The 15,984-nt window shown below is 53.8% G+C and carries 9 protein-coding genes; 6 read left to right on the top strand and 3 right to left on the bottom strand.

Translation table 11 applies throughout. The features are described from left to right. Positions 1–18: 18 nt before the first annotated feature. From cydC to trxB, 3 genes are all read right to left on the bottom strand, one after another. On the bottom strand, positions 19–1,740 hold the full coding sequence (gene cydC / locus LY264_RS16295; protein WP_048225901.1) for a heme ABC transporter ATP-binding protein/permease CydC: 1,722 nt from the start codon (positions 1,738–1,740) through the stop codon (positions 19–21). Beyond that, the gene (cydD, locus tag LY264_RS16290; RefSeq protein ID WP_048225899.1) at positions 1,741–3,507 is read right to left on the bottom strand and encodes a heme ABC transporter permease/ATP-binding protein CydD; all 1,767 of its coding nucleotides are present in this window, start codon (positions 3,505–3,507) and stop codon (positions 1,741–1,743) included. It abuts the gene before it with no gap. Positions 3,508–3,621: 114 nt separating this feature from the next. Beyond that, positions 3,622–4,590, bottom strand: a complete 969-nt coding sequence (gene trxB, locus LY264_RS16285; RefSeq protein WP_003831889.1) for a thioredoxin-disulfide reductase — start codon at positions 4,588–4,590, stop codon at positions 3,622–3,624. A gap of 547 nt (positions 4,591–5,137) precedes the next feature. On the opposite strand from trxB, the gene lrp reads away from it, so the two are divergent. The 6 genes from lrp to dmsA all read left to right on the top strand — a co-directional run bounded on the left by lrp (position 5,138) and on the right by dmsA (position 15,974). After that, complete coding sequence (gene lrp / locus LY264_RS16280; protein ID WP_002439523.1) at positions 5,138–5,632, top strand: leucine-responsive transcriptional regulator Lrp; 495 nt, start codon at positions 5,138–5,140, stop codon at positions 5,630–5,632. 134 nt (positions 5,633–5,766) lie between these two features. After that, positions 5,767–9,831 carry a DNA translocase FtsK gene (ftsK, locus tag LY264_RS16275; RefSeq protein WP_071692604.1) on the top strand — a complete coding sequence of 1,355 codons (4,065 nt, stop codon included), beginning with the start codon at positions 5,767–5,769 and terminating at the stop codon, positions 9,829–9,831. A gap of 111 nt (positions 9,832–9,942) precedes the next feature. Next, positions 9,943–10,554, top strand: a complete 612-nt coding sequence (gene lolA / locus LY264_RS16270; protein WP_003831898.1) for an outer membrane lipoprotein periplasmic chaperone LolA — start codon at positions 9,943–9,945, stop codon at positions 10,552–10,554. A 10-nt stretch (positions 10,555–10,564) separates the two neighbouring features. Then, positions 10,565–11,908: a replication-associated recombination protein RarA gene (gene rarA, locus LY264_RS16265; RefSeq protein WP_171846116.1), complete on the top strand. Its 1,344-nt coding sequence runs from the start codon at positions 10,565–10,567 to the stop codon at positions 11,906–11,908. A 92-nt stretch (positions 11,909–12,000) separates the two neighbouring features. After that, entirely contained in the window at positions 12,001–13,293 is a 1,293-nt protein-coding gene (gene serS, locus LY264_RS16260) for a serine--tRNA ligase (RefSeq protein WP_003831902.1), read from the top strand. A 236-nt stretch (positions 13,294–13,529) separates the two neighbouring features. Then, positions 13,530–15,974 (top strand): dimethylsulfoxide reductase subunit A, encoded by a 2,445-nt coding sequence (gene dmsA, locus LY264_RS16255; protein WP_071692605.1) that lies wholly within the window; start codon positions 13,530–13,532, stop codon positions 15,972–15,974. The last annotated feature ends 10 nt before the right edge of the window (positions 15,975–15,984 follow it).

Below are 15,984 nucleotides of genomic sequence, written 5' to 3'. Positions count from 1 at the left end.
TGATCGTTCAATAATAGCTTACAGACGTTGCTTAAACTGGTAATAACGCCCCTGCCGGGCTAACAAATCTGCGTGATTACCTTGCTCAATAATGTGTCCGTTGTCCATCACTATTATTTGATCAAAACGTGACAAGCCGCGCAGACGATGTGTCACCATCAGTACGGTTTTATCGCGCATGACATCGCCAATTAATTCAAGCATTTGGCTTTCTGTTGTGGCATCAAGCCCTTCGGTCGGTTCATCCAGCAGCATCAGTGGGGCATCGTGCAATAAGGCGCGAGCGATAGCCAGACGACGGAGTTCGCCGCCAGAAAGTTGACGACCGCCTTCGCCTAACCAGGCATTGAGTCCATCACCCTCTAGCAGTTTGTCCAGACCGACGCGGCACAGCATTGCGGATAATGTGTCATCACTGGCGTGCGGTGCTGCCAGCAGCAGGTTATCGCGAAGCGTCGCGCTGAACAGGTGCACGCGCTGTGGCACGACGCTGATGCTCTGGCGCAGCGCGGCTTCACTGAGGGCTGAAATCGGCTGCTCATTAATCAGAATTTCGCCATGCTGCGGATCCCATGCGCGGGTCAGCAATTGTAGTAACGTTGACTTACCGCAGCCAGTGCGACCGAGAATCGCAATGTGTTCACCGGGCTGAGCCTGCAGCGAAAGGGTGTCGAGCGCTTTTTGTGTTTGCCCCGGATAGCTGAATGAAACATCGCGTAGCGTGAGAGTGACCTGCTCAGAAACTGGAGAACCGGCATCCGGGAAGGTGACTTCTGGCTGTTGTTCGGTCAGTTCGGTGATGCGCAGCGCAGAGGCAATAACCTGTCCGAGATGCTGAAACGCCCCGGTGACGGGTGCCAAAGCTTCAAACGCGGCCAGCGCACAGAAGACAAACAGCGCGATCAGCGCGCCAGGCTGGGTATTGCCACCCACGCCGCCGGAGGCCATCCATAACATCACAACCACTGCCAGTGCGCCGACTAACAGCATGACCGCCTGTGATAGCGCCGTTAATTCAGACTGACGTCGTTGGGCTTCATGCCACTGCAACTCGGTGGCTTCCATTTGGGCGCGGTAACGTTCACTGGCACCAAAGATGGTCAGTTCAGCCTGGCCCTGCAGCCAGGATGTTAACTGCTGACGATACTGCCCACGTAAATGCGTCAAACTTTGCCCGGTGCTTTTACCTGCCTGATAAAAGAGTGGGGGCAGGATAAATAAGGTCAGCAGCATAATACCGCCGAGAGTGATAGCCAGCGTGAAATCGAGAACGCTTAGCCCCAGCGTGACCACCATGATGACGACAAAAGCGCCCACAAGCGGGGAGAGCACGCGCAAATAGAGATGATCGAGCGTGTCGACATCCGCCACCACGCGGTTAAGCAATTCACCTTGTCCATAACGGGACAGGCCAGCAGGGGAGAGCGGCAGCAGTTTGCTGAAGGTATAAATACGCAAATGTTGCAGCACGCGGAACGTCGCGTCGTGGCTGACCAATCGCTCGAAATAGCGGCCCGCGGTTCGGGTGATTGCCGCACCGCGCACCCCGGCAGCAGGGAGCATATAGTTAAAACTGTAAATCCCGGTGACACCCACCACAGCAGAAGCCGACAGGAACCAGCCGGAAAGCGTCAGCAAACCAATACTTGCCAGCAGTGTGACGATCGCCAGAACGATCCCCAGGGTTAACATCCATTTGTGACGTTTATACAGCGTCAGATAAGGTAGCAAAGCGCGCATTTAAATGTCCTCCTGACGATGAGCCAGTAATGTCGCAAACGCCCCGTTGGCTGCGCTAAGTTCGGCATAAGTGCCTTGTTCAACGATCTGTCCGTCCTGCATCACCCAGATAACGTCCCAGTCGGCAAGATCTTCAAGTTGGTGTGTCACCATCAGCGTGGTCTGGCGGCGTGACGCTGCTTTCAACGCCTGCATCACGCGTTGTTCGCTGTGTGCATCAAGGCTGGCGGCGGGCTCGTCAAGCAGCAACAACTGACATGGATTGAGTAAGGCGCGAGCCACGGCAACGCGCTGCGCTTGTCCGACAGAAAGTCGAGCAGCCTGATCGCCTACTGGTGTATCCACACCCTGTGGCAGAAGTGGTAAAAACTCACTGACCCAGGCGCTGTCGAGTGCGGCTTGCAGCTGTTCTTCGCTGGCATCGGGGCGAGCGAGCAGCACGTTATCGCGTAACGTGGCGGCAGGGAGCTGCGGGTTTTGTCCAACCCAGGACAGCTGTTTGCGCCAGCAATCAGGCGACAGGTCGCGCAGCTCAAAGCCGTTAATCAGCAGCGAACCCTGATAAGAGAGAAAACCGGACAGGACATTGAGCAACGAACTTTTGCCGGAGCCGCTGCGGCCAACCAGCACCGCGCGTTGGCCCGCTGGCAGGGTAAAGTTGAGCGGACCTGCAAGCACTTTACCTTCCGGCGAGGTGATGACCAGATCTTCTGCTTCAATTGTAACTGCGTCTTTTGTTGTCAGCTCAATATCGCCACTCTCAGGATGTGCAAGCGGGGTTTCCATGAAGGTTTTCAGACTGTCTGCAGCACCAACGGCTTGTGCTTTGGCGTGATAGAACGTACCCAGATCGCGCAGGGGCTGGAAAAATTCCGGCGCCAGAATGAGCGCCAGGAAGCCAGCCGCCAATGTGACGCCCGTCCCGTAGTGGCCAAAATCGAGTTCACCGAGGTAGGAAAAACCGAAGTAAACCGCGACCAGTGCGATGGATAGGGAGGTAAAGAACTCAAGGACACCGGATGACAGAAACGCCAGGCGCAGGACTTCCATGGTGCGCTGGCGGAAATCCTGTGACGCTGCGCGGATGCTTTCTGTTTCGGCTTCACCGCGGCCAAAGATTCTTAGCGTCTCCATGCCCCGCAGGCGATCGAGAAAATGGCCGCTGAGGCGGGCAAGAGCCTGAAAGTTGCGGCGGTTAGCATCGGCTGCACCCATACCAACCATCGCCATAAACAACGGGATCAGCGGGGCAGTTCCAAGCAGAATAAGGGCGGCTACCCAGTTTGACGGGAATACCGCCGCCACGATCAATAAGGGGACGCATACGGCCAGCGCCATTTGCGGCAGATAACGTGCATAGTAATCATGCATGTCATCAATCTGTTCCAGGATTAGCGTAGCCCAGCTCCCGGCTGGTTTGCCTTGTATCCAGGCGGGACCTGCTTGTTGCAGACGGTCAAGCACCTGGCGACGAATCTCAAAGCGGATATGTTGGCCAGCATGAAACCCGACGCGTTCGCGTAACCAGACGACCCATGCCCGCAGGATGAAAATCAATACCAGCACAATGAAAGGGAGCAGAAGCGCCTCTCTGGGGATATTGTCCATGATCATATGGTCGAGAATTCGGGCCATGAGCCAGGCCTGAGCGACAATTAACAGGCCGCTCACGAACCCCAACAGGCGTGAAATGTTCAGCCATCGTTGGGAAATTACACTTTGCTGTTTTAACCAGCGGGTCAGCTCTTTTTGACGGGTTTTATTCATTGCACGCTTAGCAGGTGAGTTATTGGAATTTTTGGGCAGGACAATGTTACAACGAGGCAAAAATAAAGGCGACTTATAGTCGCCTTTTTTACTTTTGTTACTGATTTGTAAAACTTATTTGCAAGCGTCTGCCAGACCGTCGAGATAACGCTCTGCGTCAAGCGCAGCCATACAACCGGTGCCTGCTGAAGTGATCGCCTGGCGATAAATATGGTCCATCACGTCACCGGCGGCGAATACACCCGGGATGCTGGTTTGGGTGGCGTTACCATGAATACCGGACTGAACTTTGATGTAGCCATTTTCCAGTTCAAGCTGACCGTCAAAAATGGCGGTATTCGGGCTGTGACCGATAGCGACAAACAACCCTGCAACGTCAAGTGACTCGACGTTGTCAGTGTTTTGCGTATCGCGCAGGCGCAGTCCGGTTACGCCCATTTGATCGCCGGTCACTTCTTCCAGTGTGCGGTGGGTATGCAGCACGATGTTGCCGTTTTCGACTTTATCCATCAAACGCTTGATCAGGATTTTTTCGGCGCGGAAGCTGTCGCGACGGTGAATCAAATGCACTTCAGATGCGATATTCGCCAGGTACAGCGCTTCTTCAACAGCAGTGTTGCCGCCGCCGATCACCGCAACTTTTTGGTTACGGTAGAAGAAACCGTCGCAGGTCGCGCAGGCGGAAACGCCACGGCCTTTGAAGGCTTCTTCTGAAGGCAGACCCAGGTAGCGTGCTGACGCACCGGTGGCGATGATCAGTGCGTCACAGGTGTATTCACCGCTGTCGCCGGTCAGACGGAAAGGGCGGTTTTGCAGATCAACTTTGCTGATATGATCAAAAATAATTTCAGTTTCAAATTTGGTCGCATGTTCGTGCATGCGTTCCATCAGCAATGGGCCTGTAAGATCGTGCGGATCGCCAGGCCAGTTCTCCACTTCTGTTGTTGTGGTCAACTGACCACCTTTTTCCATACCGGTAATCAGTACCGGTTGCAGGTTCGCGCGTGCAGCGTAGACCGCAGCGGTATACCCCGCAGGGCCAGAGCCCAGAATAAGAAGTTTACTGTGTTTGGTTGCGCCCATGAGATCCCCATAGTTGTTAGCAGGCAATGAGCAGGATTGTAGGGAATTTACAGGCGTAAAAAAAGAGTATGGCGATTTTGTTAACAATATGTGTAATAGCGAGAACCGATGAACGGCAGAATTAGTCGTAATACTATAACGATTTCTACTTAAAATCGGTCAGTTATAAGGTGATAAAATGACGATTTTCCATCACTGCGAATGAATAACTGGCATGTTGTACTAAAAATCGATGTTTTGCTTTGACAATCCCCTGCTGTTTTGCGAAAACATTCAAGGAAGAAAAAAACTGTGTCATGTATGTGCTGCATAATCATGCATGTAGATACCATGTTTACCGTGTTAGCGAAATCTACGCATGGTGTGGACAGATGCCATTCGTGATGTCGATAGCCGCCGACAGGCAACGGTCTTCTCACCATAAACCCAGGCATTGCGAACCGAAAATCCCTCTGGGTTGCGGTTTATTTTGATGGGTAGCGACTCTGAACAGTGATGTTGGTAGAGTCAGGCAGGAGTAGGGAAGGAATACAGAGAGACAATAATAATGGTAGATAGTAAGAAGCGCCCTGGCAAAGATCTCGACCGTATCGATCGTAACATTCTTAATGAGCTGCAAAAGGATGGGCGTATTTCTAACGTCGAGCTTTCTAAACGTGTGGGACTTTCACCAACGCCCTGCCTTGAGCGTGTGCGTCGGTTGGAAAGACAGGGTTTTATTCAGGGCTATACAGCGCTGTTAAACCCGCATTATCTGGATGCATCACTTCTGGTTTTTGTTGAGATTACTCTGAATCGTGGCGCCCCGGATGTGTTTGAGCAATTTAACTCTGCAGTACAAAAACTTGAAGAAATTCAAGAGTGTCATTTGGTTTCCGGTGATTTCGACTATTTGCTGAAAACACGCGTACCGGATATGTCGGCATACCGTAAGCTGTTGGGGGAAACCCTGCTGCGTCTGCCTGGCGTGAATGACACACGTACTTATGTAGTAATGGAAGAAGTCAAACAGAGCAATCGTCTGGTAATTAAGACGCGCTAACACGGAACAGGTGCAAAATCGACGCAGTTTGATTACACTCCTGTTAATCCATACAGCAACAGTGCCGGGGCAACCCGGTGCTGTTGTCCGTTTTAGCATCGGGCAGGAAAAGCCCGAAACCTGGAGAGCCGTTTTTGAGCCAGGAATACACTGAAGACAAAGACGTCACATTGACGAAGTTAAGCAGCGGGCGCCGACTTCTGGAAGCGCTACTGATTCTTATTGCCCTTTTTGCTGTCTGGTTGATGGCTGCCTTACTCAGCTTTAACCCTTCGGATCCCAGTTGGTCGCAAACCGCGTGGCATGAGCCTATCCATAATCTGGGCGGAATACCTGGAGCATGGCTGGCGGACACGCTGTTCTTTATTTTTGGCGTCATGGCCTACACCATCCCCGTCATCATTGTCGGTGGCTGCTGGTTTGCCTGGCGACATCAGGCCAGCGACGAATACGTCGATTATTTTGCCGTCTCGCTGCGCATTATTGGCGTTCTGGCGCTGATTCTCACTTCCTGCGGGCTGGCCGCAATTAACGCCGATGACATCTGGTATTTCGCCTCTGGCGGCGTGATCGGCAGTCTGCTCAGCACCACGCTACAACCATTGCTGCACAGCAGCGGCGGCACGCTGACGTTGTTGTGCATTTGGGCAGCGGGATTAACGCTGTTCACCGGTTGGTCATGGGTGAGCATTGCGGAAAAACTGGGTGGCTGGTTACTCAATATCCTGACGTTTGCCAGCAACCGTACCCGCCGCGACGATACCTGGGTCGATGACGAAGAGTATGAAGACGAAGAAGAGTCTGTCGACGCCGCTGATGGCAAACCCCATGAATCGCGCCGAGCTCGTATCCTGCGCGGTGCGTTAGCGCGCCGTAAACGTCTGGCGGAGAAATTTACCAACCCGCTTGGTCGTCATACCGATGCGGCGCTGTTCTCCGGCAAACGCATGGATGATGAAGACGAAATTGAATACAGCGCCCGTGGCGTGGTTGCCGATCCTAATGATGTGCTGTTTTCCGGTAATCGCGCGACGCTGCCTGAATATGACGAACTTGATCCACTGCTTAACGGCCACTCGGTGACCGAGCCTGTAGCTGCAGCAGCTGCAGCTACAACAGCCGCTCAGGCCTGGAGCGCACCGGTCGATCCGTTACTGCAAACGTCACCCGTGACCAACACTGTTATGGAGCAACCGGTCCCAACCGTGGCCTGGCAACCCGTGCCTGGCCCGCAAACCGGTGATGCCGCGATTGCACCAGCGCCTGAAGGTTATCCGCAGCCAGCCCAGTACGCGCAACCTCCGGTGCAGCAGCCTTATGAGCCATGGCAACAACCGGTTGTGGAGCAGAGTCCGCAGCCGCAATATTACGCACAGCAGCCCGTTGAACCTGTTTATACGCAGCCTGTCGCGCCGCAGCCGGAACCTGTTTATCAGCCGGAGCCCGTGCTGCAACCTGTCTATCAACAGGATCCGACCTCTCAACAGAACGCCGCATTCCAGCAGCCTGGTTATCAGCCGGAGCCTGTGCAGCAACCTGTTTATCAGCAGGATCCAACTTTTCAACAGAGCACTACGTTCCAGCAGCCTGTGGTTGAACAACCAACAGTGGTGGAACCTGAGCCGGTGGTTGAAGAAGTTAAACCGACTCGTCCGCCGCTCTATTACTTTGAAGAAGTCGAAGAGAAACGTGCGCGTGAGCGTGAGCAACTGGCCGCATGGTATCAGCCGATTCCAGAACCTGCTCAGGAGCCTGAGCGTGTTAAGCCGTCTACGCCGTCTATGCCGACGACTGCATCCATACCGCCCGTTGAGTCTGTTGCTGCCGTTGCACCGCTGGCCGCTGGCGTAAAAAGCGCCGCGTTAGGGGTGAGTGCCGCTGCCGCAGCACCTGTCTTTAGCCTTGCAGGCAGCGGTACGCCGCGTCCGCAGGTGAAAGAGGGCATTGGCCCGCAGTTGCCGCGTCCGAATCGTGTGCGCGTGCCTACTCGTCGTGAGCTGGCTTCATATGGCATAAAACTGCCGTCACAGCGTATGGCTGAAGAGAAAGCGCGCGAAGAGCAGCTTGATACAGATGCGTACAGTGACGATGAAATGGATGCAATGCAGCAGGACGAGCTGGCACGTCAGTTCGCTCAGTCGCAGCAGCATCGTTATGGCGAAGAGTATCAGGACGATACCCACCAGACTGATGACGAAGATTCAGCCGCAGAAGCGGAACTGGCCCGCCAGTTTGCTTCTTCTCAGCAGCAGCGTTATTCCGGTGAACAGCCTGCCGGAGCGAATCCATTCTCCCTCGATGACTTTGAATTTTCGCCAATGAAAACGCTGGTGGATGAGGGGCCGCATGAGCCGCTGTTTACGCCTGGCGTAATGCCGGAGCCCGCGCCGCAGTACCAGGAACCCGTTGCGCCGCAGCAGCATTATCAGCAACCGGCGCAGCCAGTTGCACCGCAGCAGCATTATCAGCAGCCGCCACAGCCTGTTGCACCACAGCAGCATTATCAGCAGCCGGCACAGCCTGTTGCACCACAGCAGCATTATCAGCAACCGGCACAGCCTGTTGCACCACAGCAGCATTATCAGCAACCGGCGCAGCCTGTCGCACCGCAGCAACATTATCAGCAGCCAGCGCAGCCTGTTACACCGCCGCCGCAGGATAGCCTGATCCATCCGCTGCTGATGCGTAATGGCGACAGTCGTCCGGCGCACCGTCCAAGTACGCCTCTGCCATCGTTAGATCTGCTCACGCCGCCGCCGAGCGAAGTTGAGCCGATAGATACGTTCGCGCTGGAGCAAATGGCACGTCTGGTGGAAGCGCGTCTGGCGGATTTCCGCATTAAAGCCGATGTGGTGAACTACTCTCCAGGTCCGGTGATTACCCGCTTTGAGCTTAATCTGGCTCCAGGGGTTAAAGCGGCGCGTATTTCCAACCTGTCACGAGATCTGGCGCGTTCATTGTCGACCGCGGCGGTACGTGTGGTCGAGGTTATTCCAGGCAAACCGTATGTCGGACTGGAGTTACCGAATAAAAAACGTCAAACCGTTTATCTGCGTGAAGTGCTGGATAACGCTAAATTCCGTGATAACTCATCTCCGCTGACCGTGGTGCTGGGTAAAGATATTGCGGGCGAACCGGTGGTTGCCGATCTGGCGAAAATGCCGCACCTGCTGGTGGCAGGGACAACCGGTTCCGGTAAGTCTGTTGGGGTGAACGCCATGATCCTCAGCATGCTGTACAAAGCGCAGCCGGAAGACGTTCGCTTTATCATGATTGACCCAAAAATGCTGGAACTTTCTGTTTATGAAGGTATTCCGCATCTGCTTACTGAAGTTGTGACCGACATGAAAGATGCCGCCAATGCCTTGCGTTGGAGCGTCAATGAAATGGAACGTCGCTACAAACTGATGTCGGCGCTTGGCGTGCGTAACCTTGCCGGTTATAACGATAAGATTGCTGAAGCCGCCCGTATGGGACGTCCGATTCCGGACCCATACTGGAAGCCGGGCGACAGCATGGATGTTCAGCATCCGGTGCTGGAAAAACTGCCGTATATCGTGGTGCTGGTGGATGAATTCGCAGACCTGATGATGACCGTTGGCAAAAAGGTGGAAGAACTGATTGCTCGTCTGGCGCAAAAAGCGCGTGCGGCGGGTATTCACCTGGTGCTGGCAACCCAGCGACCGTCAGTTGACGTTATCACCGGTCTGATTAAAGCGAACATCCCGACGCGTATCGCCTTTACAGTGTCCAGTAAAATTGACTCGCGTACCATCCTTGACCAGGGCGGCGCGGAATCGCTGTTGGGTATGGGTGACATGCTTTATTCTGCACCAAACTCGACGATCCCTGTGCGTGTACACGGCGCCTTTGTACGCGATGAAGAAGTTCACGCGGTAGTTCAGGACTGGAAAGCGCGCGGCCGTCCACAATACGTTGATGGCATTACCTCTGACAGCGAAAGCGAAGGCGGCGGTGGCGGCTTTGATGGTGGTGAAGAACTGGATCCGCTGTTCGATCAGGCGGTGAACTTTGTTACTCAGAAACGCAAAGCCTCAATCTCCGGCGTCCAACGTCAGTTCCGTATCGGTTACAACCGAGCGGCGCGCATCATCGAACAGATGGAAGCGCAGGGAATAGTCAGCGAACAAGGGCATAATGGTAATCGTGAAGTGCTGGCTCCGCCGCCCTTCGAATGATTGCAAAGTTAAGTAATTCAGTATTTTCTACTTTCCTCATGCTGATTTTTGGCCTGAAATGGATAGCAGAGGGATCTCCCCGTTGGGAGTGACGTATTTTGAGGAATAACGATGAAAAGAATCGCAATCACCTGTGCATTACTGTCTAGCTTTGTGGTGAGCAGCGTCTGGGCTGACGCTGCCAGCGACCTGAAAAGCCGTCTGGATAAAGTCAGCAGCTTCCATGCCAGCTTTACTCAGAAGGTCACGGACGGTAGCGGCGCTGCGGTGCAGGAGGGTCAGGGCGACTTATGGGTTAAACGCCCTAATCTTTTTAACTGGCATATGACGCAGCCTGACGAGAGCATCCTGGTTTCCGATGGTAAAACGCTGTGGTTCTTTAACCCGTTTGTTGAGCAGGCGACTGCGACCTGGTTGAAAGACGCCACGGGCAACACGCCGTTCATGCTGATTGCGCGTAACCAGGCCAGCGACTGGCAACAGTACAACATTAAGCAAAACGGCGACGATTTCGTGCTGACGCCAAAAACCAGCAGCGGTAACCTGAAGCAGTTTACTATCAATGTTGGGCGGGACGGGACGATCCATCAATTCAGTGCCGTTGAGCAAGACGATCAGCGCAGCAGCTATCAGCTGAAATCTCAGCAGAATGGTGCGATTGAACCTTCGAAATTCACCTTTACCCCGCCGCAAGGTGTAACGGTTGACGATCAACGTAAGTAGAGGCGTGTGAGTGAGCAATCTGTCGCTCGACTTTTCTGATAATACCTTTCAGCCACTGGCCGCACGTATGCGGCCAGAAAATTTAGCGCAGTACATCGGCCAGCAGCATCTGCTGGCTGCGGGTAAACCCTTGCCGCGCGCCATCGAGGCCGGGCACCTGCACTCTATGATTTTATGGGGTCCGCCGGGGACGGGGAAAACCACGCTAGCCGAAGTTATTGCCCGTTACGCTAACGCCGATGTTGAACGAATTTCGGCGGTCACGTCTGGTGTAAAAGAAATTCGTGAAGCGATTGAGCGGGCGCGTCAGAATCGTAACGCGGGTCGACGTACGATCCTGTTCGTGGACGAAGTTCACCGTTTTAATAAAAGCCAACAGGATGCGTTTTTACCGCATATTGAAGACGGTACCATCACGTTTGTTGGCGCCACCACTGAAAATCCCTCGTTTGAACTGAACTCGGCACTGTTGTCGCGGGCGCGTGTTTATTTACTGAAATCGTTAACCACCGACGATATTGAACAGGTGCTGGACCAGGCGATGTCAGATAATGCCCGTGGTTACGGTGGTCAGGATATCGTACTGCCACCAGAGACGCGTCGGGCGATTGCCGAACTGGTGAATGGAGACGCGCGGCGAGCGCTGAATACGCTGGAAATGATGGCCGATATGGCCGAAGTTGATGATTCCGGTAAGCGCGTATTGAAACCAGAATTGCTCACTGAAATTGCCGGTGAACGCAGCGCACGCTTCGATAATAAAGGCGATCGTTTTTACGATCTCATCTCCGCATTACACAAATCGGTTCGCGGCAGCGCCCCGGATGCGGCACTTTATTGGTATGCGCGCATCATTAGTGCAGGCGGTGACCCGCTGTATGTAGCCCGTCGCTGTCTGGCAATTGCCTCTGAAGATGTGGGCAATGCCGATCCTCGCGCCATGCAGGTGGCAATTTCCGCATGGGACTGCTTTACCCGCGTGGGACCCGCGGAAGGTGAACGAGCGATTGCTCAGGCGATTGTTTATCTGGCCTGCGCGCCGAAAAGTAATGCGGTTTACACCGCCTTCAAAGCCGCGCTGGCTGATGCCCGTGAACGTCCGGATTACGACGTGCCGGTCCACCTGCGCAATGCGCCAACTAAGCTGATGAAAGAAATGGGCTATGGTCAGGAGTATCGTTACGCCCATGATGAACCAAATGCCTATGCCGCCGGAGAAGAGTACTTCCCGCAGGAAATGGCACAAACGCGCTATTATCACCCCACAAACAGAGGTCTTGAAGGCAAGATTGGCGAAAAGCTCGCCTGGCTCGCCGGACAGGATCAAAATAGCCCTATAAAACGCTACCGTTAGTGTTATCGTTGCGGTAATGTTGTCTCTGTATCCCTGTGACCGCAGGCTGTGGTCACTTTCTCCTATTTTAATTCGATAAGCACAGGATAAGCATGCTCGATCCCAATCTGCTGCGTAATGAGCCAGACGCAGTCGCAGAAAAACTGGCAAGCCGGGGCTTTAAGCTGGATGTAGATAAGCTGCGCGCTCTTGAAGAGCGTCGTAAAGTTCTGCAGGTACAAACTGAAAACCTGCAGGCAGAGCGTAACTCTCGATCGAAATCCATCGGCCAGGCAAAAGCGCGCGGGGAAGATATCGAGTCTTTACGTCTGGAAGTGAACAAACTGGGCGAAGAGCTGGATGCCGCGAAAGCTGAACTTGATACCTTACAGGCCGAGATCCGCGACATTGCGCTGACCATTCCTAACCTGCCAGCGGACGACGTTCCGGTGGGTAAAGATGAAAATGACAACGTCGAAGTCAGCCGTTGGGGTACGCCGCGTGAGTTTGATTTCGAAGTGCGCGATCACGTTACCCTGGGTGAAATGCACACGGGTCTTGATTTTGCCGCTGCGGTTAAGCTGACCGGCTCTCGTTTCGTCGTGATGAAAGGGCAGATCGCGCGCATGCACCGTGCGCTGTCTCAGTTCATGCTGGATCTGCATACCGAACAGCATGGTTACAGCGAAAACTACGTTCCGTATCTGGTTAACCATGACACGCTGTACGGAACAGGGCAACTGCCGAAATTTGCTGGCGATCTGTTCCACACCCGTCCGCTGGATGAAGAAGCTGACAGCAGCAACTATGCGCTGATCCCAACGGCAGAAGTTCCGCTGACCAACCTGGTTCGCGACGAAATCATTGACGAAGATGCGCTGCCGATCAAAATGACCGCGCATACGCCGTGCTTCCGTTCTGAAGCAGGTTCTTACGGTCGTGATACCCGTGGTCTGATCCGTATGCACCAGTTCGATAAAGTTGAAATGGTGCAGATCGTTCGCCCAGAAGACTCTATGGACGCGCTGGAAGAGATGACCGGCCATGCCGAGAAGGTTCTTCAGCTGCTGGGCCTGCCGTACCGTAAGATCATTCTGTGCACAGGCGACATGGGCTTCGGCGCATGCAAAACGTACGATCTGGAAGTGTGGATCCCGGCGCAGAACACCTATCGCGAAATCTCCTCTTGCTCCAACGTGTGGGATTTCCAGGCTCGTCGTATGCAGGCGCGTTGCCGCAGCAAATCCGACAAAAAGACCCGTTTAGTACATACGCTGAACGGTTCTGGTCTGGCGGTTGGACGTACGCTGGTTGCGGTGATGGAAAACTATCAGCAGGCTGATGGCCGTATTCAGGTTCCGGAAGTGTTACGTCCGTACATGAATGGCCTGGAGTTTATCGGCTAAGCTACCTTTCTTTGCTAAAAAAGCGCCTCAGGGCGCTTTTTTTATGCCCGTTTGACGTCGGACAATAACGCCTACCTCCATAGGAGTAATACTGCCTTCGAATGAAAGTCAGTATTTATCTCTGTCTTTTCGCAAATTCGGTATCTACCAGTCTGTATATCGATATTAGCGCTATATAAAAACCTGTATAACGAGTATTTCTCTTTTGTTTATTGTGAGCAGCAGAGTGAGCCACTATGAAAACTAAGATCCCCGATGCCATGCTGGCAGCTGAGGTTAGTCGCCGAGGTTTGGTGAAAACGACGGCGATAGGCGGACTGGCGGTGGCCAGTAGCGCGTTTACCCTGCCATTTACCCGTATTGCAAATGCTGCAGAAGCCCTTAATCCGACACAGGCCAATGAGAAAGTCATCTGGAGCGCGTGTACGGTGAACTGTGGTAGCCGCTGTCCTCTGCGTATGCACGTGGTAGACGGTGAAATAAAGTATGTTGAAACCGACAACACCGGTGATGACAACTATGACGGCTTGCACCAGGTACGCGCCTGTCTGCGTGGTCGCTCCATGCGTCGTCGCGTTTATAATCCCGACCGTCTGAAATACCCGATGAAACGTGTCGGTAAACGTGGCGAAGGGAAATTTGAGCGTATCAGCTGGGATGAAGCCTACGACATCATTGCCAGCAATATGCAGCGTCTTATCAAAGACTACGGCAACGAGTCTATCTACCTGAACTACGGCACAGGTACGCTGGGCGGCACCCTGACACGCTCCTGGCCGCCAGGCAAAACGCTGGTAGCACGTCTGATGAACTGCTGTGGCGGCTACCTGAACCACTACGGTGACTACTCTTCAGCACAAATCGCTGCCGGGTTGAACTACACCTACGGCGGCTGGGCAGACGGTAACAGCCCGTCCGACATTGAAAACAGCAAGCTGGTGGTTCTGTTCGGGAATAACCCAGGTGAAACCCGTATGAGCGGGGGTGGGGTAACCTATTACCTTGAACAGGCGCGACAGAAATCCAATGCCCGCATGATTATTATCGATCCTCGCTACACGGATACCGGCGCGGGTCGTGAAGATGAATGGATCCCGATCCGCCCAGGTACCGATGCGGCATTGGTGAATGGTCTGGCGTATGTGCTGATCACCGAAAACATGGTTGATCAACCGTTCCTTGATAAATACTGCGTGGGTTACGACGAGAAAACCTTACCGGCCGACGCACCGAAAAACGGTCACTATAAGGCGTATATTCTTGGGCAGGGCAAAGACGGTATCGCCAAGACCCCGGAATGGGCAGCGCAAATTACCGGTATTCCTGCTGATCGAATCGTCAAACTGGCACGTGAAATCGGTAGCGCTAAACCGGCATATATCAGTCAGGGGTGGGGACCGCAGCGCCATGCTAACGGTGAAATAGCGACCCGTGCCATTTCTATGCTGGCAATCCTTACCGGTAACGTTGGGATTAACGGCGGCAACAGCGGGGCGCGTGAGGGCTCATACAGTTTGCCGTTTGAACGTATGCCTACGCTGGAAAACCCAGTCGAAACCAGCATCTCTATGTTTATGTGGACGGACGCCATTGAGCGAGGTCCGGAGATGACGGCGCTGCGTGACGGTGTTCGTGGTAAAGATAAACTCGATGTTCCGATTAAGATGATCTGGAACTATGCCGGTAACTGTCTGATTAACCAGCACTCTGATATCAACCGCACACATGAAATCCTACAGGATGATAAGAAGTGCGAGATGATCGTTGTCATCGACTGTCATATGACCTCCTCGGCGAAATACGCGGATATTTTGCTGCCGGACTGCACCGCTTCGGAGCAGATGGACTTCGCACTGGATGCCTCCTGCGGAAATATGTCGTATGTGATTTTCACCGATCAGGCGATCAAACCACGCTTCGAATGCAAGACTATCTACCAGATGACCAGTGAGCTGGCGAAACGCCTTGGTGTTGAGCAGCAGTTTACAGAAGGTCGTACTCAGGAAGAGTGGATGCGTCATCTGTACGAGCAGTCGCGAAAAGCCATTCCTGAACTGCCAACGTTTGAAGAATTCCGCAAGCAGGGGATCTTTAAACAGCGCGACCCACAGGGACATCACGTGGCCTACAAGGCGTTCCGTGAGGATCCTAACGCCAATCCGCTGACCACGCCGTCAGGTAAGATCGAAATTTATTCGCAGCAGCTTGCCGAGATCGCGTCAACCTGGGAACTGCCGGAAGGTGATGTGATTGATCCACTGCCGATTTATACCCCAGGCTTTGAGAGCTTAGACGATCCGCTGGTGGAGAAATTCCCTCTGCAGTTGACCGGCTTCCACTATAAGTCTCGCGTCCACTCGACCTATGGCAACGTGGATGTTCTGAAAGCATCCTGCCGCCAGGAAATGTGGATCAACCCGATGGATGCCCAGCGACGCGGCATTAACAACGGCGACAAGGTGCGCATCTTTAACGATCGTGGTGAAGTGCACATCGAGGCGAAAGTAACGCCGCGTATGATGCCTGGCGTGGTGGCATTGGGCGAAGGGGCGTGGTATGACCCGGACGCAAAACGCGTGGACCAGGGCGGTTGTATTAACGTCCTGACGACCCAGCGTCCGTCTCCTCTCGCGAAGGGGAACCCATCACACACGAACCTTGTTCAGGTTGAAAAGGTGTAAGGAGTAACCG

This window comes from Citrobacter portucalensis (assembly GCF_023374935.1).
Lineage (GTDB): Bacteria > Pseudomonadota > Gammaproteobacteria > Enterobacterales > Enterobacteriaceae > Citrobacter > Citrobacter portucalensis.
Note: the sequence above shows the minus strand (reverse complement) of the source record. Positions and strands in the feature narration are given on the sequence as shown.